Origin of the sequence: Bradyrhizobium sp. Ce-3 (genome assembly GCF_022835695.1) — a bacterium.
Classification (GTDB): Bacteria; Pseudomonadota; Alphaproteobacteria; order Rhizobiales; family Xanthobacteraceae; genus Bradyrhizobium.
On sequence record NZ_BQUV01000010.1, the window covers coordinates 160,074 to 186,418 of the forward strand.

Genomic DNA, 26,345 nt, shown 5'->3' on the forward strand with positions numbered 1-26,345 from the left:
CCTGGATCAAACGTTCCGCCTGCTTCGACCTTGGCCCAGGATAGCCCACCCATGTGGCAACAGCGTGAGCTCGGTCCCTGCGCCTGCCCGGCGCACCGCACCCGATCCGGCGAGCCTGTCGACGCCGGCGTCGATGGTGCGTATGACCGCTGCATCGGCCAGGTTCAGCGCGACCCATAGCCGATTGCCTGCATCGAATGCCTCGAAGACGAGGTCCGTATTGCGAAGCTCGATCACACGAGACTTCGCCCGAAATAGCCATGGATGCCTCCGCCGCAGCCCGATCAGTTCCTGATGGAGCCGGTAGACCGGCCAGCCGAATGGCGCCAGCTCGGCTGGCGCCGCTGGAAAGGCCGGACGGATCGCGTCGTCGCCTCCGGCCCGCTGCTCCTTGATGCCGCGGAACGCCTGCTCATCACCGGCATAGATCGAGGGTGTGCCGCCACAGGTCATGAGGATGACCAGCGCGTGCGGGAGATGCCGTTCGTCCAGAAGCTGGCTCGCGATCCGCGTGACGTCGTGATTGCCGATGAACGTCTGCGGCACGAAGCGGTCGATCATCGCATTGTGGCGCGCCAGCGCCCATGCCAGCTCATGCAGGTTGCGATCGTTCAGGGCGCTCCAGATCGCCTTCCAGAGCTCGTACTGCGTGACCGCATCGACACCGGTCTCGTCGACGAAGCCGGCATAATCGCCGTGGATCACCCCGCCGAAGATATAGGCGTCGGCATGCCGCGCGCGAACCGCCGGCAGGACACGCTGCCAGAATGACCGCGGGACAGCATAGGCCGCGTCGAGGCGCCAGCCATCGGCGCCGCGATCAAGCCAATGATTCATCACGCGGATGACATAGTCGGCGACCGCGGGCGCGTCATGGTTGAGCGTCACAAGCTGGTGGTGACCTTCGAAGGTCGCGCAATCAGGCTCGTTGCCGCCCGGCGACCAGGTCAAGCGAAACCAGGCGGCATCCAGCGATTGTGGGCCGCTGGCGACGGCGCGCTGAAAACGTGGCGAGCCGCGGCCGACATGGTTGAACACGCCATCCAGGATGATGCGCAGGCCGCGGCTGCGGGCCGCTGCGACCAATGCATCGAAGTCGGCGTCGTCCCCCAGCCGGCCGTCGATCCGGAAGTGATCGATGGTGTCGTAGCCATGGGTCGATGAGGCAAAGATCGGCCCCAGCAGGATACCGGACGCGCCGAGCTCCACGGCGTAATCGAGCCATCGCACCAGGTGGTCAAGGCGGTGCACGATGCCGGCACACGCACCGGCCTCCCGTTCGGCACCGACGAAGCCGAGCGGATATACCTGCCACCAGACGGCGTGCTCGATCCAGTTGCTCACCTGCCGCTCCAAGCCGCTTTCACTCCTCAAGCCGGTCGCCACCCCTGACGAAGGTCATGCCGATTGCGCCGAGGGTCAACAGCACGGCGATCGGGACAAGACCGACCGCCTGGGAGTGAAACCGCGCCGTCAGGATGCCGACCAGCATCGGAGCGATCCAGACCGTGGTACTGGCGGTCAGGCCGAACAGCCCGAAATAGGAGCCGACGCGCATCGGCGGCACGATCTGGATGATCATGGCGCGCCCCGACGCGATCGAAGCCACCGCGAATGCCGTCATCGATCCCGACAGCAGCATGAAGGCCACCTCGGGCAGGGTTCGAAACACCGGACCATGCCACAGCGGCGGCGTGGCCGGATCATGGGGCCAGAAGAAGATCATCCTGTCCGGTGTCGTGCCGAGAACCATGGCCAGCAGCACGACCGTGATCGATATCTGTAGGATGATGGCGCGGCGCGTGCCAAGTCGCGCGTTCAGCCCTGCCGCCAGCAAGCCGCCGAGAGCGGCGAATGCGATCTTGACCACGGCGAAACTCAGCAGTTTGAAGCCGTGCCAACCCATCACGCCCGAGGCATAGATACCCTCGAAGATGATGAGGGTGTGAAAGCCGTCGGCATAGAAGGTTCGCGCGATCAGGAACTTCAGCAGATTTGGCTGCTTTCGCAGGCCGGCGATCAGGACGAACACGTCCCTTGAGCCGAGGCGGACCGCCCTCAGAAAGGTCTCGCCCGATGCCGGCGCGTCGAAGGTGAAGCGCAGCAGCATCAACAGGCCGGCGCAGGCGAGCGCCGCGATCAGCGGCCCGATCAACCGCTCCATCTCGTAGCTTGCCTGCGAGACGCCAAACAACGGCTGATCGGGGATCCCGAACCAATGCAACTGCCCGGGAAGCGCAAATCCCCACAACAGGAACGTCATGATGGCGACCGACACGAGATTTGCGATACCGAGGCTGACGCCCGAGTAGCGGCCGACCCGCGACATCCCGACCGCCGGTCCGAGCATCGCGTTGTGCATGATCTCGGAATAGACGAACAGCAGATTGAGCGCCATCACGATCACCAGCACGGTGTGCACCGACAGTCCGCTGTGATCCGGCTTGGCCCACCACAGGCTGACCAGGAGCGGCAGCGAGATCAGGATGCTGGCCGTGATCCACGGCTTTCGCGGCCCCATCCGGTCGAGCGAGGCGCCGAGAAACGGCACTGTCACGGCTCCGACCAAACCGGCGGCAAAGCCGTATCGCGCAAACAGCGTCTGCCCGAGCACCGCATCGCCGATCATGACTTTGCTGACATAGGGCGCGAAGATGTAGATCTTGAGCAGCACCAGATACGGGATCCGCGTCGCCTCGTAGCCGACCCAGGACCACGCGCTGAGCGTCAGGGCATGAGAGTCGGAGCTCGCGGTCGTGGCCGGTCGCGATGCGGCGATAGCTTCTTCGGACATCCGAGCGTTTCCCCGTGGCGACTGCTACGTCTGCGCGCGTTTATTGCGGCGAGCCATGCTGCGATCGGGCACCATGCCGGCCTTTGCCTCGATCCTATCGCCGCAAATCGCGATCCGCCTCATCTGCGCGGGACGCACACGCACTTCCATGGATATGGAAATGGCCGCTCATGCCGGCTCAAGGCGCGCTGCGTGCGAGCCGCGGCGACAGCGCGCCATCCGCGCCGAGCTTGTCGGCATGGAATCGAAGACGCGCGGCGATGCGGCCGAGCCCGACGCCCTCCGCCCAGAACATCGGTCCTCCGGTACGCGCAGGCCAGCCGTAGCCGTTGAGCCAGACCACGTCGATGTCGGAGGCGCGCTGCGCGATACCCTCGTCGAGAATCTTCATGCCCTCGTCGATCATCGGATAGAGCAGCCGCTCCAGCATTTCATCGTCCGTGACCTGGCGCGAACGATAGCCGCGCGCCCTGGCAAACTCGGCAATGAGCGCCTCGACTTCCGGCGACGGCGTCGCCACACGCTCGGCATCGTAGTCGTAGTAGCCCTTCGACGTCTTCTGTCCGCGGCGGTCACGCTCGCACAACAGATCGCGAATGCTTTCGCCCTTCGAGGTCTCGCGGCGCCAGCCGAGATCGAGGCCCGCCAGATCGCTCATCTGGAACGGCCCCATCGGAAACCCGAATTCGGTCAGCACACGGTCGACGTCCCAGGGCCTTGCTCCCTCGAGGATCAGCTTTTGCGCCTGTGCCTGGCGCCGGCCAAGCATGCGGTTGCCGATGAACCCCGGGCAGACGCCGGAAACCACCGCGATCTTGCCGATCCGGCCGGCGAGGTCCATCGCGGTCGCAAGCTGCGACGGTCCGGTCTTCGCGCCACGCACGATCTCCAGCAGCCGCATGACGTTCGCCGGCGAGAAGAAGTGCAGGCCGATCACCGCCTCGGGCCGGCGCGTCTCGGCGGCGATGGCGTCGATGTCGAGCCGGCTGGTGTTCGACGCCAGGATGGCGCCCGGCCTGGCGATCGCATCGAGCTTGCGAAATACATCCTGCTTGACCGTCATGTTCTCGAACACGGCCTCGATGATGAGGTCGCTGTCGCCAAGCGCGTCGATGGCGAGGCTCGGCGTCAGCAGCGCCAGCGCGCGCTCGACGTCTTCCGCGGCGAGGCGGCCGCGGCTCGCGGCGCGCGCGTAGTTTCGGCGGATCGTGGCGATGCCGCACTCCAGCGCGGCCTGGTCACGCTCGACGATCGTCACGGGAAGCCCGATCGACAGGAAGTTCATGGCGATGCCGCCCCCCATCGTCCCGGCGCCGAGGATGCCGACGCGCTCGATCGGAATCCGCGGCGTATCGGCACGCACGCCGTCGATCCGCGCCGCATCGCGCTCGGCGGCGATGATGTGCCGCTGCACCTCCGACAGATCGGCCTCATGCTTGCTCATGCAATCCCCCCATGAAAAATCTCGAACAGGCCGGCGGCGCCGATGCCGCCTGCGCAGCACATCGTCACCACGCCGTAGCGGGCCTTGCGGCGTCGTCCCTCGTGCATCAAATGTCGCCGGGCTTTCGCCCGTGTACTGCGTTCAACTGAGCTCGGCCGACGAATATCCGAGGATGGCGCGCGCGATGACGAGCCGCTGGATCTGGCCGGTGCCCTCATAGATGTCGGTGATGCGGCCATCGCGCAGGAATTGCTCGACCGGATGATCGTGGCTGAGGCTCATTGCCCCCAGCAGCTCCATCGCGCGCTGCGGACCGCTGCGGCAGAGCTCGCCGCCCTTCGCCTTGGCGACCGACGCCTCGAGGTTGTTGGGTTCGCCGCGTGCCGCGAGCCAGGCGGCGCGCAGCACCGTCAGCGTTGCGGCCTCGATATCGGCCTCGAGCTCCAGCAGCGTCTGCTCGGTGGCGGTCCGGTCGTGCGGCCCCTTGTCCCAGTCAACCGCGATCCCTTCTTTGGCCAGATGATCCCGCGCATAGCGGAAGGCGCCGAGTGCCTTTCCGATGCCGCCCGCGGCGACGGTCGGACGGGTGATGTTGAACGTCTTGAGCACGCCCTTATAGGACGCCGAGCCCTCGTCCGCGCTTTGCGGCACGCGCTCGTCGCCGCCGATGAGATGATCACGCGGGATACGGCAATCGCGAAACGCATAGGCCGCGGTATCGCTGCTGCGAATTCCGAGCTTCTTCTCCTTGCGGACCAGCTCGAACCCGGGCGTGCCCTTAAGCACCAGGAACGATTTGATGCCGCCGCGACCGGCCGCCTTGTTGACGGTCGCCCAGACGATCGTGCCGTGGCACCGCACGCCATTGGTGACGAAGATCTTGTCGCCATTCAGCACCCACTCGTCGCCGTCGAGCACGGCGGTGGTCTGAATCGCCTTGGTATCGGACCCGGCGCCCGGCTCGGTGATCGACATCGCCAGCATCAGATGCCCCCACCGCTTCTGCTGGGCGGGCGTGCCGGCCGCACCCAGCGCCGCATTGCCCAGCGCCGACGGCGCCTGGCGCAACGGCACGCCGTTGTGCGCCTCACGCTCGATCTTGATCAGCATCTGCATGATCACGGACGGCGTGTCGTCGCCCGGCCGGCGCCGCATCCGTTCGAGCAGCGAGGGGAACGCCGCGGCCTCGGCAAACGCCTTGGGCAGGATTTCGTCCTCGTGCGCGTCGTAGTGGCGCGCATATTTCTCGCTGGCCTTTGCCTCTTCGGCTACTCCCGAAAGAATCTCCCGATCGCTGTCCGACAGCGTGAAATCCACCATGCTCTGCTCCTTCACGCCGCCGCGAGCGCGCTGTGGATGGTCAGCATCCGCGCGTTGCGCAGCCACATCTCGAGCGGAAGGTCGCGGATATAGCCGTGGCCTCCGAATATCTGCAGCCCGTCGTCGGCGATCCTGATCGCGCGGCGGTTGACGTAGTTCTGCGCAAGGACCGCCATTTTCGACACATCGACTCCCCGGTCGAACGCGGCAGCCGCCTTCCAGACCAGCCAGCGCATGGCGTCGCACTCGATATGCATGTCGGCGAGCATGAAGGCGATCGCCTGCTTCTTCGCGATCGGCTCGCCGAATGCGACGCGTTCCCTGGCGTAGGGAATTGCGAAATCGGTGAGCGCGCGCGCCAGCCCCACCGCGAGCGCCGCGCCACCGATGCGCAGGCTAGCGAGCAGCGGGCGGATATCCGCACCACGGCCCTCGCCGAGGATCGCGTCATGCGGAAGCGACACGCCGGCCAGCTCGACCCGGGCAAACCGCATCGGCGTCAGCCCGATGGTGGCGCTCTCGCGGGCAATCGTGACGCCCTCGGCACGCGGAGGGACGATGAAGGCCTTGATCCCGGCGATATCGGGCGCGCCAGATGCCCGCGCCAGCACGAGCATGTCCTCGGCCTCCTCGCCGAGCGGCACCAGCCGCTTGACGCCGGTGATCCGCCAACCGTCCCGATCCGGTTCGGCCCGGGTGACGATTCGCGACGGATCGAACGCAAGTGAACTCTCGTGCAGCGCCAGCGTCGCCACGCGGCGCGTGCTTCCGCAGAATTTCGGCAGCTCACGCAGCTTCTGCGCTTCCGACCCGAGATCGATCAGCGGGTTGACGAACAGCGAGGACGCAACGGCGGTGCCGCCGAGCCCGGCGCATCCGGAGCCCATCGCTTCCAGCATCAATGCGCCGGTCAACGCCGAACGCGGCGCACCGCTGCCGCCATAGGCCTCCGGAATCGCGAGCTGGACCAGCCCCAGGGACCACGCTTGGTCGAGCACATCGGCCGGCACGGTGCACGCTTCGTCGGCTTGTCGTGCCCGCGGTGCCAGCTCGTTGTTCGCGAACGCGACGAGCATGTCGCGGATCTGGCTCTGCTCGTCGGTGACATCGAAGCTGATCATGGCGCGACGGCCCCGCGGTCGCGCGCATGGTCGCAGCCAATTGTGCTCAGCGCCCGCATCGCGACGACGAGGTCCCGGGCCCGCTCGAACACCGCAAATCCCGCAGCCGAGAGCGCTTCACGCGCGAAGGGCGACAGCAAGGTGTAGCTGTAGATCAGGACCGGCTTCGATCGGCGCGCGCGCAGCGCGATGAGCGCCTCCACGTCGAGCGAGATGCTGTGTTCGTTCGACAGGGACAGCGCGAGCACGACGGCATCGACTTCCTCGCCGTCAAGTAGCACCTCGAGCGACTGAAGGACGCCGCCCGTGAAGATTCCCTGCGCGGTGACATCGACCGGGTTCGCGGCGGAGCCGTAGGAAGGGAACGTCGGTCGGAGCCGCGCCTGCAGCTTGTGATCGAACAGGGGAACGCTGAAGCCGGCTTCCGTGAGACATTCGCTCAGCACGGTTCCGGCGCCTCCCGCCGTCGTGACAATGCCGACGCGACGCCCGGCGGCCACCGGATTGGTCAGGCATCCAAGTGCTGCCGCAACCGCATCATCGGGATCGGCGACCGCGATCACGCCGGCGGCCGCGAACATCGCGTCGAAATCGGCGGCCACCCCCGTGTCGCTCGCGGTGTGCGCGACAGCCGCGCGACGGCCGGCATCGGACCGGCCGATCTTGATCGCAATCACCGGCCGGCCCGCCGCCCGTGCCTCACCCGCCGCGGCCGCGAACCGCTCGAAGTCACGAATCTCCTCGAGGTAAGCGATGATGGCGGCGCAGCCGGGATCGCCGGCAAAATGGGTGATGAAGTCGACCGCGGTCAGATCGCACTCATTGCCCGTCGTGACGACATGGCCGATCTCGAGGCCGGCGGCGCGCCCGCGACTGAGCAGCGAGAAGCCGAGACCCCCGCTCTGCGCCACGATCGCCACGCGATTGGCGGTTTGCGCCGGCGGCGAAGGCGAAGGCTCCGCTGCCGCGCTGAACGTCGCCGCGACGCGATCGCCGACGTTGTAAAATCCCTCGCAGTTCGGACCGCAGATCCGGATCCCGGTGCGGCGCGCAATGTCCGACAGCCGCAACTGCCGTTCGGCCTTCGCCGCGCTTTCTTCGGCAAAGCCCGAGGAAATGACGATCGCCCAGCGAACGCCGGCCGCGGCGCATTGCTCAACAACGTCGCAGACCAGCTGCGCCGGCAGGGCGATGATGGCGAGGTCGATCGGGAACTCGACCGCGGCGATGGTCGGATAGCAGGGCAAACCGTTGACCTCGCGGTAGCTCGGATTGACCGGTGCAAGCCGTCCGGTGAAGCCGGCGCGGCGCAGCACCCGCAGCAACATGCCACGGATCGAGCGCTGTTCGGCGGGAGCGGCGCCGATGACCGCGATCGAGCGGGGTGCAAGAAAGGCAGCGATCGACGCCGCGTCGAAAGGTCGGAGCATTTTGTTCAAGGGACCATCCATGAAAAATGTGTTGGATCGCGTCAGCGCGGCAGTCCGACGAGATGCCGCGCCATGATGATGCGCTGGATCTGCCCGGTGCCCTCGACGATGTTCAGCGCCTTCGCATCGCGAAACAGCTTCTCGACGAGGTGATGGCCGGCACCGGCCTCGAGCCCGACGATCTCCATGCCCGCGGTGGCGAGATCCTGGGCGGTCTCGGCGGCAAACACCTTGGCCATCGAAGCGTCCACGATGTTGGGAATCCGGTTGTCGGCCTTCCAGGCGGCGCGCAGCGTCATCAGCCAGGCGGCGCGCAGCTGCCGGTACATCCCCTCTAGCCGGTCGCGCACCCGTGTCGACCCGAGCGCGCCAGATAGCTTGGCGAAACTCAGCGCCTCGTCGTAGGCGGAGCGCGCCAGGCCGACGGCGCTTGCTGCTACGCCAACCCGCGTGGTGTTGAGTGTCCCCATCGTCGCGCCGTAGGCACTCGACTTCGACGTCGGTTCGGGCCGTTCACCGCCCAGGATGTTGTCGTGCGGGACCTCGCAATCCTCGAGGATGAACGAGACCGACTCATAGGCGCGGAGCCCCATCTTGCTCTCGATCTTGATCGCGGTCATGCCGCGGTTGCCGCGCTCGACGAAGAACGACCGCTGACCGGCACGGCCCTTGTCAGGATCGAGATTGGCCTGCACCAGCACCCAGTCGGCGCGCGCGGCATTGCCGATGAAGCATTTGGCGCCGCTCAGAAGATAGCCGCGATCAGTGCGCGTCGCGCGGGTGCGGAATGCTGCGGTGTCCGAGCCTCCGCCCGGCTCCGTCAGCGCGAAGCTGCCCCAGCGCGGGATGTCGGTGCCGCGGAACGGCCCCAGGAAGCGCTCGCGCTGCTCCGGCGTGCCGGCGACCGTCACGATCGGCGCCGGCAGTCCCGGCCCAGGCGCGGCGACACCCATGCCGCGATCCCAATAGGCATTCTCCTCATTGATCGCGGCCATTCGAACCGCGGGACCTTCGGGCACCGCGCCGTCCTCGGCCGGTGCGGGATGCGTCTTCCGGAACGCGATATAGCCGGCGAAATAGGGATGATCGGGCGGCAACGGTGCAGCGTTGCGATCGGCCTCCAGTCCGGCCGGCCGGACCTCACGCTGCCCCCACTCCCGGGCCCGCTCGATATGCGCATTGAGCGCGGCGCTGAAATTGTTCACGCGACGCTCCTCTCCGAGATCGTGGCCGCAAGCGCCGCGCCGGCCTGCTCGCGCGCGGCATCGCATCCGCCCGCCAGCAGGCCGAGCGCGCGACAGTCGCGCATCGCCTTCTCGACGGGGAAATCACGCATGAAGCCGTGGCCGCCGAGGATCTGAACGCCATTCGGACCGATGAAGCGGCTCGCCTCGACGGCATCGACGAAAGCCGCGGCCGCCGCGCCGATGGCGCGGCCTTCACCCGCGTCGATCGCGCGAGCCGCGTCTTCGATCAGAAGTCCCAGCCGTTCGACGGCGACGAACATGTCGACGATCAGGAATGCGAGCGCCTGATGATGGGCAATCGGCTTGCCGAACGCGACACGGTCGAGCGCGTAGCCGCGCGAGAACCCGGCCGCGTCAGAGAGCACACCCAGGATCAGCGACGCGTAATAGACCCTGATTCTGGCCAGGGCTCGCGCCGCGCGTAGCGGATCATGCCAAGTCAGGATCGGCGTGCCGTCGAACCGAACGCTGCTGGCGCCTGCGGCGTGCAGGGCCGCGCCGCGGACGGGTTCGAATGCAAAGCCTTCCTGCAACACCCATGCGCCCTGCGGACCAAGGCCGACAAGCACGTCTGCCCGGGCCGCAGGCGTCCAGGCCACCTGGCCGGCGACGCGGGCACCGGCAACAGCCCCGGCGTCATGATCCATCACCAGGGCGAAACGAACCTTCGACCGCCCGAAGTCCGGCGCGAGCGACTTCAAGATCTCGACACCGCCGAATTCCTCGACCACGTAGATCGCCGGCGCGAACCGGTCCAGCGCCAGCGCGGCGCCGGCGTCGACCTCGGCGAGGAGACGGTTGGTCCTGACACGAGCGAGCAGACCGAGGCCGGCACCGCCGGCTTGCTCGGCGATATCCAGCGCCTCGAAGCCGAGCGCGGCAAAGCGCTCCCGCACGCTTTCGCCGACCATGCGCGCGGATTCGAACTCGCGAAGACGGGGACGCAGCTCGTCAGCCGCGAAGCGCCCGATCGTCTCGGCGATGATCTCGTCGCTTTCTCCTCGCGCAAAGTCCACGTCTGTCCTCCCGTGCCGATTGTGCCGGGCGATCTGCGGGCCGGCTCGTCATTTCGCCGGCAAACTAGATCGGGCAGGACGCGGACCGCAATCCGCTACATGGATATGTTGTCCATTTCCATATCCATGGAAACGGTTCAGCCTGTGACATTTCTCGGCAAGAATCGGCGAATCGCCGCGCGCAGCGCCGCGACGTTCTGGTCGAGATGCCGCTCGAGGCGATGCACCGGCCCGCCGAGTGCGACAACGAAACTGCGGGTGAACGGCGCTTGCGGCAATGGCATCGCAATCACGCCGATGCCTTCGCTGTAGATGCCGCGGGAGAAGAAGTAGCCTTGCTTGCGGATGCGCTCGATGTTCGCCATCACGTCCTTCAGCGTCACGCGGTGGCTCCGCACCGGCTCCGCATGATTGCTGCGGTAGACCAGCGTGTCGATCTCCTCGTCCGACTTGTTGCTGAGCAATGTCAGACCGACGCCGCAGCGCGCCAGCGGGCGCAGCGATCCCGGCTCGGCCGAATAGGCCAGCGCCTGGTTCGAGCGCACGACATGCACATATTGCGCGCTGATGTCGCTCTGGGTCCCCACGATCACCGTTTCGCGGGTGCGGTCGCGCAACTCCTCCATCAGCGGCAGCATCCTGATTTCGCCGAACAGCTGCTCCGACACCCACCGCCCGAGTACGGCGATCCGCATGGTCGGGAGGTAGGTCTGCGTCTTGCGGTCGTACTCCAGATAGCCCAGCGTCACGAGACTCTTCAGCATCGCCGCGCCGCTCGAGACGGGGTAGCGGAGTTCGTCGCAGATCGCCTTGAGGCCGAGCGGACGACGCGCGCGATCGAAGAACTCCATGATCTCGAACACGCGCCGAGCCGACTTGATCGCGGCATCCGCCATCGGAACTCTCCAGGCTTGGTTCTGCGTATGTGGAAGGACACTCCATATACGTATTTACAAGCCGACGCCATTCCCGCGACGCCTCGGCACGGCGCCACGTGCGACCTGTTGCAAACCTCATTGCGTTGGACGCTCCGAACCCAGGAATGTCTTGCCAGCAAGTCCCTGGTCACCGCAGCGAAATCGTTAGCCCGCCCAGATTTGCTGCAAATTCCAGCCCCGCTTTCGGCCCTTTGAGCGTAAGCAGAACACCGTGTTCATTTCGCATGCTCACGCCGCCTACGCCGGCGGCCCATGCGCCGCCGCCTCCGACCAGCGTATAGCTGCCGGCGAAATCGTTGACCTCCTTGATGCCTGTGGCAGTGCCCTCCAGCCAGGTCACCGACGCCCCCGCACTTATTCCGAGGCTGAAGCCGGACACGATGAACCGATAATGTCGCCCACGGTAGATGAGCGTGCCGCTCCCGCCGCCGCCACCGACAACGAGAGCCGCTTTCACGAACTTGACCTGGACGTGGCCGGTCGCCTGCGCGGAGCAGGGCGTGACCGCCAGGATCATCGCTACCAGCGCCAGTATGACGGAACGGATCATGCATCGCATCGCCGAAGCCCTCTCCTCGCTCAAGGTTTCGAAAGGTCGACTTTCTTCCAGGTGTGATCCGGATCGAAGACGATCATGCGCTTGGCGAGGAAATCGGTGCGTGAACCGAGATCCTTTTGATAAACAGTGCCGGCGTGGTTGACCAGGAACGTCATAACGCCGGAGTTGGCGTATTCGGCGGGATAGGCGACCAGCGCGAATCCACCGATCATCTTGCCCTTCACGACATAGTTCAGCGCGCCGCCCGGGGCGTCGGAGCCCTGCGCCTTCAGAATCCGAAAATAGTATCCGTGGTACGGCGCGCCCTGCCCGCCGACCGTGTAGCCTTCCGCTGTGGCTTGTGCCGCCAGTTCGCCGAGCGGGCTCTGGTCGCGATCGTCACGCCAGAACAGGCCATCCTTCTTGCCGGGACTGCTGACGATGCGCTGCGCGTAGACCCCCGCGCCTTCGCCGGTACGATCCTTGTCGGCATATTCGTTCTGGGCGTCGACATAGGCGAGACAGGTCTGAATCGCATCGAGCTCGTTACGGCCGATGCGCCGGTACAATATCTCGCGTCGCCCCGCGGCCGCATCGAACTCCCAGCCGCCCCCGTTGTTGACCAGCGGGATCGGGAACGGGAAGTCGTCCGCGCCGAGGATCAGCGTGGCGTTCTTGTTGCCCTCGGCCTTGATGACGTGCTTCGCGTCGTATGCGGAGAGAAAGCGCTGGCGCGTCTCGGCATCCGCGACCTCGTCGCCGGACTCGACGATGTCTTCGGCATCACGGCCCAGCACCTTCAGCATCGCCCGTTTCCCGCCGGTCTTCACCGCGGCAACCAGCGCCGCCGCGGCGTCTTCGGGATTTGGGTAGGCCTGTTGCGCCTCGGCTGAGGAGATCAACATTGCCACCGCCGTTGCCGCCGCAAGGCCGACGGATGCAAGCCGGCTCAATCGGAACGTCGAGAAGCTGGTCATCGCGAGACCTCCGATCGGGCCGGGATTTGCGCGCCGGCGGCAAGCCAGTCGCTGTAGCTGCGCAGCTTGAGGCCGAGCCTGTCGTAGTAGACCCTGAGATAACCATCGCTGCCCTGGGTCACGGCTTGCGGCATCACCCGCGCGACTTCCTGCGCGATCACGCCGACATAGGCCTTGTTGCTGCCGAGATAGCTGAAACGATAGTAGCCGAGGCCGTTGGCGAGGTAGCCGAGCAACACGACGTCGTGCTTCAGTGCAATGTCCGAGCGTCTGCCGCCACCGCCCCCGCCGCGGAAACCGCCGCCTCCTCCACCGCCACCACGGAAGCCACCTCCGCCTCCGCCGCCGCCACGACCGGCGAAGCTTGCTCCGCCGCCGCCGCGCGGCATGCTGGCCATGCTCGATCGCCCGCGCGCCGATGCCGCCGCGGCCGACCGTCCGGACGACACGTTCATGGCTCCGCCGCGATTGCCGCCGCCACCGCGATTGGCTGTTGCCGCGCGGTTACCGGCACTGCCGCGGTTGGCGGCCTTTGCACGATCGCCGCCTCCCTTTGCTCCCGCGCGATCGCCGCCGCCCTTTGCGCGATCTGAAGCACCTGCGCGATCACCGCCTCCGGGCCGATCGCGCGTGCCGGCACGATCCCCGCCACGGTCACCCGCACGATCCGCCGCCCGGTCTCCCGCCCGATCTCCCGCTCCCTGGTCCGGACGCAGCACTTGCTGTCCGTCACGGCCACGAAAATCCATCCGGTCCGAGGCACCAGCCCTCACATTATTGCCGCCGAACCGCTGCTGGACGTTGGTGTTGCTGTAGCGGACGCCTTGCCGGTGCGCCGGGTTGTGCTGCCAGCTGTTGCCGATATTGTTCACCCGGTTGTAGTGGTTGACGTAGACGTTGCGGTTGCCCCAGTTGCACCCGCCGCCCCAGTAGTTGCCCCAACGGCCGATTGCCCACCCGGCGCCGAATGCGAGGCCCGTCGCGATGACGCCTGCGCCGATATAGGACGGATAGCCGAAGTAGTAGGGCGGGTACTCCGCGTAAGGCCAGGTCCCGTAGACTGTGGCCGGTTCATAATAAGGCACGTACATCGTGTTCGGATCCGCCGACTCGATCACGACCACCTGCTTGTTCTCTTGTGTTTGGACGCTGACCTTCTGCTGCTTGGTCGTCACCAGCTTCTTGTTGTCATAGGCCTTCGACCGCAACCGCTGAATCGCATCCATCACGTCAGGTTGCTGCGCGAGCACCGCATCGCCGAGATTTTTGGTCCAATCGACCTTTTCGCTCATCATCGAAATGACGTCGGGTGTGCTCGCAAGCGCCTTCACGCTGTCGTCCCAGGCCTGTTTGTCGACCTCGGTCTTCAACGCATCGCCTTTCAGGTTCTTGCGCTCCTTCAGCCAGCGATCGGCCTGCACCACTTCAAGCGGGTATGTCGACGCCGCCAGCACGTTGGCCAGCAGTTCGTCGGGATAGAGCGCAATCGGCGCGACCAGCGCTTCGAGCTGCTCGGGCTTCAACAGCTTGTCCGCCGGCTGGGCCGTCGGCGCAGCTGCCGGTGGCTGACTGCTCTGCGCGGGCGGCTTGTCGGCGGTTTGCCCAACCGCGGCGACGGGAATCGCCGACACCAGCGCAACCGCAAGCAGGATCTTGTCCCAACGGAACATCGCGACCTCCATCGACACCGACGGCGGGCAGCATCGGTCACGGCCGCGTCTGCCCTTTGATCGAGATCAAGGAAAGCGACTGTCCGCTCAGCTTCCGACCTGGTTTTGCGGCTGCGCCGCAAGGTGGGCGCGGCGATCGTGGATCAGATTTTCGAGCCGGTGCGCCGCAACGTTCACGGCCGTGACAGCGCGCTCGACCTGGTCGTCCGCGACCGGTTGCATGCGCTGCGTTCGCAGCACCTGGTCGATCTCGCGCTCGATCTCTTCCAGCTCCGTCACATGCTCGGCCGTCCGGATTCGAGGCCCGAGAGCATAGAGCGTGTCGAGTGCCTCCTGGCGGCTCTTGGTCTCTGCCGGCCGGAGAAATTTCCAGGCCGCGGCCAGCACCGACGCGAGCCCGCCCGCGATCATCGGCGCCAGGAAGATCGCATTGCCCCATTGATCGAGGAAGCTCTCGCGGGTGCCCTCGTAGAACGCGGCGGCGCCCGGATGCACGGGGATGTAGGCGTCCGCATCGGTGTCGGGCGTTACGATCTGCGCCAACCCCGGCAACTCAGCCAGCAGATCATGGCGCGCGGTCATGATCGACTGGGTCAGGTCGCCAATCAGGTCGTTGCCAAGTTTCTTCTGTGCCACCAGGTAGAATGAGGTCCGCAGCGTCGTCAGGTCGTCGGGGGGAATTGGCGGCGAGCCCCGCAACGTTCCCTTGGGCACGTCGAAGCTCTCGTAGGCGCGCTCCTTTTCGGCAATCGCACCCGCGGACTCGATGGCGATCATCACGGGGCCGGTTCGCGCGGTGTGCGGCAGAGCGCCCCGCACAAGGGACAGGTATTTCTCGGTCAGAGGAATCACGAGCAGGATGGCGCGGACGTCCTTGGTCTCCAGCGCCCGGCGCGCCTCCGAGGGCAGCAGCGGCTTGAACGTGACGCCCGCGCGGGCAAGATCGTATTCGTCCGACAACACCTTGATCAGCTTCTGGTTGGCGTCGAACCCGATCACGCCGACGGTGACGCGCTTCAGCTCCGTCACGTCGGATATCGAAGTCCCGGGCGGTGCAACGATCAATACGACCGCGTGGGCGAGCACGATCACGGCCTGGGCCTGCGACAGGTCGCCGACGTCACCGCGCACCACCGCAAGATCGACCTTTCCGGACGCGAACGCAGCGGCGGACTCGAGCGGCCCCGTGGTCTGGACCAGACGAAGCCGGACCGCTGCTTTCGACTCCGTGAGCTTGCCGGCGATCGCCGAAATCAACTTGTTGGCCTCGCCATCGAGCGAACCGACCGCGACGGTGAGCGTTGTCGGCCGAGCATACCAGCGATAGGCCAATAGACCGGCGCCGCCGAGCATCAGCACGAGCCCGGCCACCAGGGCAATGCGCAACGATCTTGGCAAGCTGTTAGGATCCACGGAGCGTCACTCGATCAATCCGGCGTTGACCGGATCCTGCGTCACAACGCTCAATATATCGGGCCGCGTAAATTGGTCAAAGGCTGCATGCCGCTAGAATTTGCAGCGGTGATAGGAGACCTGCATCCCCTCGACGCCCGGAAAATCCCGCGTAATGGTATCGTCGTCGACGACCTTGAGGAAGAACTGCACGTTGGACGTCATAATCCCCGACGCGCAGCTCACGATGATATTGAGATCCTTGCCATCATCCTTGCGCGACTTGATCTTGCAGTTTTCGAACTTGCCCCTGAGACGATCGGACTCGGCGATGAACCCGCCGCCATAGATCCCCGAAAAATTCGTGAACGTGACCTGGTTCGCCCTGCCCTTGCGGGCGAACACCTTGCCACATTGGTCCGCGCTCGTCGCCCAGGCGCCGGCGAGATCGAATGCGTGCGCGCCACCCGGCAGCACAAGAAGTGTGCTCGCCATCACGATCGCGCGAAGCTTGCCGTCCGGCTTCATCTGCTGTCTCCCTGTTCGCGCCCGTCAGTGACCACTGAGCACCAGTGTCTGGATCGGCAGCAGCAGAGCCTGGATCCGCAGCAGCAAGGCATGAACGAGTGCGGTCGCGTCGACGGCGTGCAGGGCAAAGCCCTTCAACACGCCGGTCTTCGGATCGGCGATCGCATCGTGGTTGCTGGTGTAGGCATTGACGATGCAACTGCTGCCCGGTGTCACGCCGTCAAGACCGCCGTTGTAGAGCGGCTCGAGGAACACGAGGATCGAACCCGGCTTTTGCAGGTTCTGCGGGTCGATCAACAACTCGCTGGCGCGAAACTGGCCGGCGGCGATGAAATCCTGCACGCTGGTGACGACCAGCGGGATGATCACCCAGGGTTTCGACATACAGGTGGCTTCCGCGACCATACCAGGCTTCATCACCTGGGCCTCGATCTGCCCGAATCCCGCCTGCAACCTGTTGCGGCCGGCTTCGTCCGGTATCAGGATTCCGGCCGGCCGCATGATCTGGGCGACGAGGTCCCCGGGGCGAACGAGGAATTGCTCGACCCGGCCATCGACGCCGGCACGGACGAAGGTCTTGTCGAGATCCACCTGCGCCTGCGCCCGCGCGGCCTCGGCGCTCGCCTTCTCGGCCGGCAGGAGCGTGGAGACGCGCAACGTCGCCGATTCCTTGACGGCGCTGGCCGCATCGACGCCGGACTGCCGCTGATCGACCAGAACCTGCAGCTTCTCGATGTCACGCTGCGGCACGATGCCGGGATTGCGGCGCTGCAGTTCGCTCTTCACGTCGAGTTCGTCCTTGGCTTGCTGCAAGGAGGCTTTCGCCTCCCCGATCTGAGCGTCCGCCTTGACGACATCGGCCTGCGCCGAGATCAGCGACGCATCCACCTCGGCGACCTTTCGCTTGGCGGTCTCGAGCGCGGCCTCCTGCTTCGAACTATCGAGCCGGAACAGCACGTCGCCCTTCCTCACCGGCGCGGTGAAGTCGACATTGACCTCGACGACGCGGCCGGAGCCCTCAGGCAGGATCGGCACGGTCCTGAAGTAGATCGCCGCAGAGCTCGTCGAGGGATGAAAGTAGAAGATCATCGTGATCAGCGAGATCGTCAGCATCAGGCAGCCGGTGATGCCCCACCTCAGCTCGTACCAGACCGAGAAGAACGTGATCTCCTTGCCGAACCGCTTGCCTTGCCGATAGCGGCGGTAGAGATAATCCGGCAGGATCGTCACCAGCGAGCAGATCATGAGCTCAAGCATGGTCGTGCACCTCCTGCTTCGCGGGCGTCCGGACGTCGGTACTGCCGTCAGCCACGGCTTCCGGTTCGGCCGCAGGCGCGCCCGGCGTGGCGTCGGCAATGCGCTCGACGGAATCGGCAATGCTGCGCATCGGCGTGCCGAAATCGGGCAGGTCGATGAGTGCCAGCAGCAGACCGGCGACCCAGAAGATATGCATGTGGGTGAAAAGCGAGATCAGGCCGAGGACGGCGACGATCTCGAACTGAAGCTTCTGCGACTTGTGCGCCATGCGCTCCGGCAGGCTGTGCAGCTTCCAGTAAAGGGTGCCAACCCACAAGACCGTAGCGACGAGGAAAATACCCATCACCACCATCAGGGTGTCCGAGCCGTCGGCGCCGGGAATGAAGAACGGCAGATGATGGGGGGCCGCCGGATGCAACTGTTCGCTCAAATTTCATCTCCCTTGCGGGCGCCTCGCGCTTCGCGGCAGTGCCTCGCACCGTGCCTTTCCGCCATGCGGCTTGCTTGATCTGGATCAAGGAAGCCGGTCGGCTCGCTCCTACCGTTCGAGGGAACGTCGAAGCTCGGCCCAGGAGTCCCCAGCCATGCGAGACAAGATCGATGACCTGATCCCGAACGCGAACGAGATCCAGAGCCAGGCAGCGCTCAAGGAAGCGGAAAAGGCCGAGGAGCATGCCAAGCGCGCCGCCGCGATCGAAGCCGAGAAGCAGGCCTTGATCGAGCGGTTGAGCAAGCCCTCCGGGCTCAGCGAGGACGAGAAGGTCAAACTGGCATCGACGGTGATTCAGCGCGCGGTGCGCAACGGCCTGACTGAAGTGCAGGTCTATCGCTTCCCCAACACGCTGTGCACCGACAAGGGGCGGGCCATCAATCAGATGGAAACGGGCTGGGAGAAAACGCTGACCGGCATACCCAAGGAAATATACCAGCTCTGGGCGGACTACCTGCAGCCGCGCGGCTATCGCATCCGCTACCAGGTCGTCGATTACCCAGGCGGCATGCCTGGCGACATCGGCATCGTCATTGCCTGGGGCTGACAGCTCAACAACGGACGGGGATCCATGGCGAAGGACAATTCCAACGGAAAGATGAAGCGCAAGCGTTATGAGGAAGAGCTGCACAAGCTGCAGATCGAGCTCTGCCATCTCCAGGAGTGGGTGAAAGAGAACAGGCTCAGGGTCATCATCCTGTTCGAGGGGCGCGATGCGGCCGGCAAGGGCGGGACCATCAAGGCCCTGACCGAGAAGGTCAGTCCGCGCGTGTTTCGCGTCGTCGCCCTGCCCGCGCCATCGGACCGCGAGAAGTCCCAGCTCTTCATCCAGCGCTACATGCAGCAGTTTCCGGCCGCCGGCGAAATCGTCATCTTCGATCGCAGCTGGTACAATCGGGCAGGCGTCGAATATGTGATGGGATTCTGCACGGCGGCGGAGCACAAGCGGTTTCTCTCATTGTGTCCGCAAATGGAGCAATACATCATCGAAGGCGGCATCATCCTGATCAAGCTGTGGCTCGAGGTCGGGATGGACGAGCAGGAACGGCGCTTCAGGGCCCGGATCGACGATCCGCTGCGGCAATGGAAGCTGAGCCCGATGGATACGGAATCCTACCGGCGCTGGTTCGACTACTCCCGCGCGCGCGACCTGATGCTCAAGGCGACGAGCTCGAAGCATGCGCCCTGGCACATCATCCGTTCCGATGACAAGCGGCGGGCGCGGCTGAACTGCATCTCGTTCCTGCTGAAGACAATTCCCCACGGACGGGTCAAGCGCGACAAGGTCAAGCTGCCGCGGCGCTCCAACAAGGGTCGCTACAACGATCAGGCCGGACTGCGCGGGATGAAGTTCGTCGAGGAACGTTATTGAAAGGCCAGGCCGCGCCGGGCGCGGCCTGGTCCTTCAACCTATTTCAAGCGGATCGAGACGCCCCCCACCGCTGCCGAGACTTCGGCCCCGACCTTCGGGCCGCTGAGCTGCAGGATCACGCCATTGGCATTCTGCAATTGCACGCCGCCGGCGCCCGCGGCGATCGCCCCACCGGCGCCTGCGGCGCTGTAGGAGCCCTCGATCGAGGCGGGCCCCCTGAGATTGATGGCGCGTCCGACAAGTTTGGTGGTCGAGGCGCCGATCGTGAAGCCGACGCTCATGCCCGACACCGTGAATGGATAGTGCTTGCCGCGCAGCGTCAAAACGCCCTCGCCACCTCCGACACCAACGATGAATCCGCCCTTGGTGAAGATGACGGCGACCGAGCCGGTTTCAGCCAGCGACGGCGTGCTGAACGCGGCCAATCCCGTCACCAGTGCAGCGAGAGCTCCGATCAAACCCACTTTCCTCATCATGTCCCTCCAGGAACCGGTTGCGATACGAGTGGTTGCGCAGGGATCATCGCCGCAAGAAGGCGAAGGCCCTTGCGGGATTTTCTTCCCCTTATGATGCAGCCTTCAGCTTCGGCGCGGCCGCCCGCGGCTTGCCCATCCTGGCCAGCGCATCGGTGGTCACGAGCTTCAGACCTTCGGCCGCGTCGTAGCCATGGATCTCCTTGACATCGAGCTTGCGCATGAAATCGATGGTCTCCTGCGTGATGACCTGGCCGGGGACCATGATCGGGAAGCCCGGCGGATAGGGGATCACGAAGCTCGCGGAGACGAGAGCGGGCCCGCTCTTCAGGCGTCGGTCGATCTCGGGATCGTGCAGGCGGATATATTCGCATCCAGCGGCGTCATAGGCCGAATAGAACCCGCTGCGGATGTCACCTTCGTTCGTCCTGGTCCCGGCATCGCCGCGAAACGCCTCGTGGAAATGCGAGAAGTTCGGCAGGTCGGGCACGTCCTTCATCAGGCTGTTGACCCGCATGTCGAAATCGACCCTGGCGTTCGCGCCGCCCTTGGCCAGGCTGCGATCGATTTCACCTGATATCTCGGCCAGCACGCGCACCAGATGCGCGACGTCGCTGCGCGTGTTGTTGATGTTGGACTGGATCAACACCGAATTGCGCGAGGTCTTGTTGACCTGGATGTTGTAGCGGTTGGCGAGCAGGCCCTTGAACTGCGTTCCGTCGTAGCCCGCGGTGCCGCAGACCAGCGTCATGCGGGTCGGATCGAGGCAGAACTCGTCATCGTTCAGGCTTTTCAGGGCACTCGCCCAATTGGTGCCTTCAGCCAGATAGTCGGTGAACCCGCTCTGGCGATATTGCTTCGGCACCATGGCATCCGCGCCGAGGACGCGGAAATATCGGGAGATCAGCGGATTGGTGTTGACCGCATTGCGGATCGCGAATGCGATCTCCATGGCATTGGCCACCAGTCCGTAGCCCTCGAGCTCCATCTGCCGGCGCGAGACGTCGAGGCTGGCGATCAGCTGCTGGTTCGGGCTGGTCGATGCGTGCGTGAACACGGCCTCCTTGAATTGCGCCTCGACGGTGTGGAATTCGATGTCCTTGACCGCCAGCATCGAGCCCTGCCGGATCGCCGACATCGATTTGTGCGTCGAGTTGGTCTGGTAGACGCGCAACCGGATCTGGCGCGGATCGGGAATCAGCCTGGTCTTGAGCAGCACCTCGTCAGAGGGGTTCTTGCCGAGCTCGGCCTGCTGCTTCTCGTAGGCCGCAACCGACTTCGGATCGCGCATCCAGGCTTCGATCTCGTTCGCCGCGCCCATCGCGGTTCGCCGCCGCAGGAACGGCGAGAACCGCGCGAAGCCGAACCAGGCCTCGTCCCAGAGGAAGATCAGGTCGGGCTTGATCGCGAGGCATTCCTCCATCACCCGCCGTGTGTTGTAGATGTGACCGTCGAAGGTGCAATTGGTCAGGTCGATCATCTTGACCCGATCGAGCCGGCCGTCGGCCTTCGCGTTCAGCAGCGCCTGCTTGATCGTCTTCAGCGGCACCGCGCCATACATCGAGTATTCCGTCATCGGGAATGCCTCGACGTAGAGCGGCTGCGCGCCCGCCAGCACCATGCCGTAGTGGTGCGACTTGTGGCAGTTGCGATCGACGATCGCGATGTCGCCGGGGCCGAGCAACGCCTGCACCGCCATCTTGTTCGACGTCGAGGTGCCGTTGGTGACGAAGTAGACGCGGTCGGCGCCGAGCGCGCGCGCGGCCTTTTCCTGCGCCTTCTTGATGTTGCCGGTCGGCTCCAGCATGCTGTCGAGGCCGCCGGTGGTGGCACTGCTCTCGGCCAGGAACAGGTTGAGCCCGTAGAACTCGCCCATGTCGCGGATCCAGTCCGACTTGAACACGGACTTGCCCCGCGCGATCGGCAGCGCGTGGAAGGTGCCGATAGGCCGCTGCGCATATTTCTTCAGATTGTCGAAGAACGGCGTGTCGAAGCGATCCTGCACGCCTTCGAGAATTGAAAGGTGCAATTCGAGGATATCCTCGACCGAGTAGAACACCCGGCGCACCACGTCGGCCTCGGGATTGCCGGCCAGTTCCTCCACGTCGCGATTGGACATCAAATAGAGATCAAGCTCGGGACGGATCCGCTTCAGGATATGGGCCAGCCGTAGCGCGGACGCATCGGACTCTTCGTTGAGCCCCATGGCGCCGGTCATGGCACGAAGCACCGGCGCATCGTGGCGCGAGCGCAGCGCAAAGCCTTCATTGATCACCACCGCCGCAATGTTGGGATTGAGCATTGCCGCGCAGAAGGCGTCCTCGAGACTGCCAACCACCACGGGCTCATAGATGAAGGCGTCGACCGGACGCCGCAACCTGCGCCATTCCGCCAGCAGTCCCGGCCAGTTGCTGGCCGGCACCCCGGTCACGATCAGGGTCTCGAAATAAGGACGGCGCGCGGCCGATTGGCCGAGCGTCGGCGGGAGCAGATCGGGAACCTCGCCATTGCCGTCGTCCTGCGTGCTCCAGTCGTTGGCCTGCTGGCGGAAGGATTTTGTCTGCAGCGCCTGCGCGATCCGCGTCGCAAGCATATGCGAGGTGGCGGCGTCGCCCGCCGCCGCGGCTTCCTTCAGCGCCGTCATCAGACGGAGGCCCGGGTAGCCGTGAAACTCCTCCGTGACCGCAAGCGCCGACAACGCCGCGTCATACGCCGCGCGGCCGCCGCCCTTGCTCCAGGCCTTTGCCGCCTCGACCAGATCGCGCCAATTGTCGGCGCGCCCGCCGGGTCCGGAGAAGAACTGGTCGATGCGCTGCTGTGCCGGCTTCGCGTCGTTGGCCATGAATATCTCCCGATTTTGGCGCTGGTTCGCTTCGATCGTAGGAACGGTGCCCACCGCCCGGTTTGATCCAAGTCAAGCCTTGCGGTGCAACAGGGCTGCAATGTCGGGAGCGGTCCGCATGGCCGCGGACGCTAGCCGTTTGCCGGCGGCTTCCTGCTGTCCAACACGCTGTCGAGCGTGCGCATCCAGTCTGCGCTATCGGTCTTGTCGGCAAGACCGTCCGCCTGAAGCAGATCCCGCAACTGCGCGTGCGCGCCGACGATACAGAACGTGATGCCGCGCGATGCGAGCTCCTGATGCAGATCGTTCAGCATGCGCGACCCTGCCAGATCGATGAATGGCGAAGCCGACAGGTCGCAGGCCACCAGCTTGACGTCGGGGGACGCCCGCAACGCCGCCAGCACCGTTTCCATGATCGTCTCGGCATTGACATAAAGCAGCGAGGTTTCCGGACGAAACGCGATGATCCCGGTCAAGGGCTCAACGTCGTCGTGCCGGGCCCGGTCGGAATAGCGGCCGCTGCCGGGCAGACGGCCGAGAAACGCGATATTCGGCTGGGACGCGCGCAACAGCAGCAGGAAGATCGAGGCGACGGCGGCCAGCAGCACGCCCTGCAGGATCCCGAGGAATAGCACGGAGACCAGCGCGATGACCGCGGCATAGAAATCGATCCGGCTGATCCGCCACATTCTGGCGAGCGCCGGAATATCGACCAGTTTGTAGACCGCCGAGAAGACGATCGCGGCGAGCACGGTCTTCGGCAGATTGGTCAGAAGACCGGTGAAGAACAGCAGGCAGAGTGCGAGGGTCACGGAGCAGAACACGAGCGCCAGCGGCGTCCGCGCCCCGGCGGCGTCATTGACGGCCGACTGCGACAGGCCGCCGGCGACGGGATAGCCGTGCCCAAGGGCCGCCGCGAGATTGGCCGCGCCGAGCCCCAGAAACTCCTGCCGGACATCCAGCGGGTAGCCGTGCTTTGCCGCAAAGCTTCGCGCGGCGGACACGCCTTCCACGTAGGCCAGCACGAGGCATCCGGCGGCAATCGGAAACAGATCGTCGAATTCGAGCAAGCCGAACGTCGGCAGCGCCAGCGCCGGCAACCCGGTCGGGATCTTTCCAGTCACCGGCAATCCCATGTCCGCAAGTCCGAGCGCGGAGACCGTCAGGATCGACAGCACGACCACCGCGAGCCCAATGGGCTTGCCGGGCAGTCTCCGTTCGCCGAGCAACAGCAGCACGGTCGCAGCCACACCAATGCCGAGCACCAGCGGCCTGGTATCGCCAAGCTGGCCGGCGATCTTGATCGCGCGATCGAAGAAATTGTGGCCGCCGCCTGCGACGCCGAACAGGCTCGGCAGCTGGCTCATGATGATGGTGAGTCCTGCGCCGGCCTTGAAGCCCACCAGGATGCTATCGCTGATCAGCCGCACCAGCAGGCTGAGCTTGAACAGCCACGCGATCAGGCAGAGCAGCGCGACGCTGAAGGCAACGACGCTGACGATCTGCCCGTAACGCGTGGCATCGCCGCCGGCCAGTACGCCGACGGCGCCGGCGATCATCAGCGAGATCGCCGAGGTCGGCCCGACCGCGAGTTGCCGGGACGAGCCGAGCAGGGCGTAGCCCACGCCGCCGAGCAGGTAGCCGTAGACACCGATCTGCGGCGGCAGGCCGGCGAGGCCCGCATAGGCAAGCGACACCGGTATCGCGTAAGCCGCCAGCGTGACCCCGGCGATGGCGTCCGCGCCAAGCCAGGATGCGCGATAGTCGGCAAGCCAGCTCGCCGGCGGAAACCGTCGGACCCAACTTGTCTCACTCTGGATCGACATCAACCCCGCCATATCACGCCGCGCTGGACGCATGTGGTTGCGCCGGGCAGATCGATCGACGTTGATTCAGATCAAGCGTCGCCCTCGCGGATCAGCGCTATGATTGCCGTAGCCTGCACATTCGTCCGCGGACCGCCGGAGGGCATGACATGCGTCAGCACGGCTTACGAGCCCTCGCGACCGTAACCCTTCTGCTGCTGCTCGGTCTGACGACCCCGGCACGCGCCGACGACAACAGCCCACCCCAGCGCATCCAGGAGGAGATCTGGGCGTTGCCGCTGCCACTACCCATGTTCGCTTATCTGGTTCGGCCGCTCGGCGATGGCCCTTTCCCGCTGGTCATCATGAATCACGGCGTGTCGCTGAACGCCCGGGATCGCAGCTTCTTCCCGCTGGTCGAGTTTCGCGACGCCGCGATGTGGTTTGCGCGGCACGGCTACCTCGTGGTTGCGCCGGTCGGCACGGGCTATGGCGCCGCGGCCATCGATATTCCCGAACGTGGTCTCTATGGCCCGTTCTTCTCCAAGGTCGGGAAATGCAGCAATCCGAATTTCCTCGATCCGGGCCTTGCCGTCGCACAGGTCGATCTCTGGATCATCGACTACATGGTGGCCGAACGGCGCATCGTGCCGAAAGACGTCATCGTCGTCGGGCAATCGGCCGGCGGCTGGGCGGCGATCGCGCTGTCGAGCCTCAACCCGCCGCAAGTCAAAGCCATCATCACTTTCGCGGCCGGCCGCGGCGGCCGGGTCGACGGCAAACCCAACAACAATTGCAATCCCGACAGACTGGTCGAAGCGACCGGCGTGTTTGGCAACACGTCACGGGTGCCGATGTTGTGGCTCTACATCGAGAACGACACGTTCTTCGGGCCGGCCCTGTCGAAGCGAATGCATGAGGCTTTCACGCGTGCCGGCGGCCGAGCCGAGTACCACCTGTTGCCGCCATTCGGCGACGAAGGGCATTTCCTGATCGGCTCTGCCGATGCCATTCCCATCTGGTCGCCGTTGGTCGAACGATTTCTGGACAAGGTGCGCTAGACACAGTCTCGCTGGAGAAGCATCCATGGTCCGATATGATGCCTTGTATCATGCCCTGGCGACGTTGGTGTTGTTTGCGGTCGGCATCGGTGCGGCGCAAAGTCAGCAGACGCCCTCGCCGCCCGCTGCGGTCGGGGACGGCACCGAGGTCACTCCGCGGGGCGCACGCGTGGCGCGAGACGTCAAATTCGGCGATTGGCGCAAGCTTTGTTTCAATGCGGCCGGCGCCAAGACACTATGTCGGACCACGATCACCGGCACCTTCGGGACCGGCCAGACGGCTGTTCGCATCGATCTGATCGAGCGTGAAGACGGAACCGGCCGCCTCCAGCTGTTCCTGCCGGTCGGCATGTACTTGCAGGCCGGAGTCAAGCTGTCGGTCGACCAGCAGAAGGTCCATCGCCTGCCCTATACCTGGTGCGTGAGCAACATGTGCATCGCAGCCGATGTTGCCGATCCCAAGCTGCTCGAGGAAATGGATGCCGGAAAGGCGCTCACGATCGACGTAGTCGATACCAGCATCCTGACGGTGACCACATCGGTCCCGCTCGACCGCTTTGCGAGCGTCCGCAAGGGACCACCCGCGCTGACGCTCGATCAAGCCATCGACGAATGATGGAGACCCGCGAT

23 protein-coding genes are annotated in these 26,345 nt (G+C 65.2%); 4 read left to right on the forward strand and 19 right to left on the reverse strand.

The annotated features are described in order from the left end of the window. Positions 1-6 precede the first annotated feature (6 nt). The 16 genes from BRSPCE3_RS30185 to BRSPCE3_RS30260 form a co-directional block, all read right to left on the reverse strand. Complete coding sequence (locus tag BRSPCE3_RS30185) at positions 7-1,344, reverse strand: alpha-amylase family glycosyl hydrolase (protein ID WP_244069979.1); 1,338 nt, start codon at positions 1,342-1,344, stop codon at positions 7-9. 19 nt (positions 1,345-1,363) lie between these two features. Further along, a complete protein-coding gene (locus BRSPCE3_RS30190) occupies positions 1,364-2,794 on the reverse strand; it encodes an MFS transporter (RefSeq protein ID WP_244069980.1) in 1,431 nt (476 codons plus the stop codon). A 178-nt stretch (positions 2,795-2,972) separates the two neighbouring features. After that, positions 2,973-4,238: a 3-hydroxyacyl-CoA dehydrogenase gene (locus tag BRSPCE3_RS30195; RefSeq protein WP_244069981.1), complete on the reverse strand. Its 1,266-nt coding sequence runs from the start codon at positions 4,236-4,238 to the stop codon at positions 2,973-2,975. A gap of 141 nt (positions 4,239-4,379) precedes the next feature. Beyond that, positions 4,380-5,558, reverse strand: a complete 1,179-nt coding sequence (locus BRSPCE3_RS30200; RefSeq protein WP_244069982.1) for an acyl-CoA dehydrogenase family protein — start codon at positions 5,556-5,558, stop codon at positions 4,380-4,382. Positions 5,559-5,569: 11 nt separating this feature from the next. Further along, on the reverse strand, positions 5,570-6,679 hold the full coding sequence (locus BRSPCE3_RS30205) for an acyl-CoA dehydrogenase family protein (protein WP_244069983.1): 1,110 nt from the start codon (positions 6,677-6,679) through the stop codon (positions 5,570-5,572). Continuing rightward, positions 6,676-8,109, reverse strand: coding sequence for a CoA-binding protein (locus BRSPCE3_RS30210; protein ID WP_244070141.1), 1,434 nt, complete (start codon positions 8,107-8,109; stop codon positions 6,676-6,678). The genes BRSPCE3_RS30205 and BRSPCE3_RS30210 overlap by 4 nt, the downstream gene beginning before the upstream one ends. Before the next feature lie 41 nt (positions 8,110-8,150). Beyond that, a complete protein-coding gene (locus BRSPCE3_RS30215; RefSeq protein WP_244069984.1) occupies positions 8,151-9,314 on the reverse strand; it encodes an acyl-CoA dehydrogenase family protein in 1,164 nt (387 codons plus the stop codon). After that, a complete protein-coding gene (locus tag BRSPCE3_RS30220; protein ID WP_244069985.1) occupies positions 9,311-10,372 on the reverse strand; it encodes an acyl-CoA dehydrogenase in 1,062 nt (353 codons plus the stop codon). The genes BRSPCE3_RS30215 and BRSPCE3_RS30220 overlap by 4 nt, the downstream gene beginning before the upstream one ends. 137 nt (positions 10,373-10,509) lie before the next feature. Continuing rightward, on the reverse strand, positions 10,510-11,268 hold the full coding sequence (locus tag BRSPCE3_RS30225; RefSeq protein ID WP_244069986.1) for an IclR family transcriptional regulator: 759 nt from the start codon (positions 11,266-11,268) through the stop codon (positions 10,510-10,512). A 169-nt stretch (positions 11,269-11,437) separates the two neighbouring features. Then, on the reverse strand, positions 11,438-11,860 hold the full coding sequence (locus BRSPCE3_RS30230) for a hypothetical protein (protein WP_244069987.1): 423 nt from the start codon (positions 11,858-11,860) through the stop codon (positions 11,438-11,440). 29 nt (positions 11,861-11,889) lie between these two features. Further along, positions 11,890-12,825, reverse strand: coding sequence for a DUF2950 domain-containing protein (locus BRSPCE3_RS30235; RefSeq protein WP_244069988.1), 936 nt, complete (start codon positions 12,823-12,825; stop codon positions 11,890-11,892). Continuing rightward, the gene (locus tag BRSPCE3_RS30240; RefSeq protein WP_244069989.1) at positions 12,822-14,495 is read right to left on the reverse strand and encodes a DUF3300 domain-containing protein; all 1,674 of its coding nucleotides are present in this window, start codon (positions 14,493-14,495) and stop codon (positions 12,822-12,824) included. The genes BRSPCE3_RS30235 and BRSPCE3_RS30240 overlap by 4 nt, the downstream gene beginning before the upstream one ends. A gap of 87 nt (positions 14,496-14,582) precedes the next feature. After that, a complete protein-coding gene (locus tag BRSPCE3_RS30245; protein WP_244069990.1) occupies positions 14,583-15,848 on the reverse strand; it encodes a TAXI family TRAP transporter solute-binding subunit in 1,266 nt (421 codons plus the stop codon). Between the two features lie 153 nt (positions 15,849-16,001). Then, complete coding sequence (locus BRSPCE3_RS30250) at positions 16,002-16,415, reverse strand: hypothetical protein (RefSeq protein WP_244069991.1); 414 nt, start codon at positions 16,413-16,415, stop codon at positions 16,002-16,004. Positions 16,416-16,439: 24 nt separating this feature from the next. Continuing rightward, entirely contained in the window at positions 16,440-17,672 is a 1,233-nt protein-coding gene (locus tag BRSPCE3_RS30255; protein ID WP_244069992.1) for an HlyD family secretion protein, read from the reverse strand. Continuing rightward, positions 17,665-18,102 carry a hypothetical protein gene (locus tag BRSPCE3_RS30260; RefSeq protein WP_244069993.1) on the reverse strand — a complete coding sequence of 146 codons (438 nt, stop codon included), beginning with the start codon at positions 18,100-18,102 and terminating at the stop codon, positions 17,665-17,667. The genes BRSPCE3_RS30255 and BRSPCE3_RS30260 overlap by 8 nt, the downstream gene beginning before the upstream one ends. Before the next feature lie 154 nt (positions 18,103-18,256). On the opposite strand from BRSPCE3_RS30260, the gene BRSPCE3_RS30265 reads away from it, so the two are divergent. Beyond that, a complete protein-coding gene (locus BRSPCE3_RS30265; RefSeq protein ID WP_244069994.1) occupies positions 18,257-18,709 on the forward strand; it encodes a hypothetical protein in 453 nt (150 codons plus the stop codon). A gap of 24 nt (positions 18,710-18,733) precedes the next feature. Then, positions 18,734-19,534 carry a polyphosphate kinase 2 gene (gene ppk2, locus BRSPCE3_RS30270; RefSeq protein WP_244069995.1) on the forward strand — a complete coding sequence of 267 codons (801 nt, stop codon included), beginning with the start codon at positions 18,734-18,736 and terminating at the stop codon, positions 19,532-19,534. A gap of 38 nt (positions 19,535-19,572) precedes the next feature. Here the strand turns inward: ppk2 and BRSPCE3_RS30275 are convergent, their stop codons facing one another. From BRSPCE3_RS30275 to BRSPCE3_RS30285, 3 genes are all read right to left on the reverse strand, one after another. After that, on the reverse strand, positions 19,573-20,007 hold the full coding sequence (locus tag BRSPCE3_RS30275) for a hypothetical protein (protein ID WP_244069996.1): 435 nt from the start codon (positions 20,005-20,007) through the stop codon (positions 19,573-19,575). Between the two features lie 91 nt (positions 20,008-20,098). Continuing rightward, positions 20,099-22,849 (reverse strand): decarboxylase, encoded by a 2,751-nt coding sequence (locus BRSPCE3_RS30280; protein ID WP_244069997.1) that lies wholly within the window; start codon positions 22,847-22,849, stop codon positions 20,099-20,101. A 131-nt stretch (positions 22,850-22,980) separates the two neighbouring features. Beyond that, positions 22,981-24,675 (reverse strand): SulP family inorganic anion transporter, encoded by a 1,695-nt coding sequence (locus BRSPCE3_RS30285; protein ID WP_244069998.1) that lies wholly within the window; start codon positions 24,673-24,675, stop codon positions 22,981-22,983. Between the two features lie 149 nt (positions 24,676-24,824). On the opposite strand from BRSPCE3_RS30285, the gene BRSPCE3_RS30290 reads away from it, so the two are divergent. Both BRSPCE3_RS30290 and BRSPCE3_RS30295 read left to right on the forward strand, forming a co-directional pair. After that, the gene (locus BRSPCE3_RS30290; protein WP_244069999.1) at positions 24,825-25,715 is read left to right on the forward strand and encodes a S9 family peptidase; all 891 of its coding nucleotides are present in this window, start codon (positions 24,825-24,827) and stop codon (positions 25,713-25,715) included. A gap of 67 nt (positions 25,716-25,782) precedes the next feature. Then, entirely contained in the window at positions 25,783-26,331 is a 549-nt protein-coding gene (locus BRSPCE3_RS30295) for an invasion associated locus B family protein (RefSeq protein WP_309296342.1), read from the forward strand. Positions 26,332-26,345: the final 14 nt, after the last annotated feature.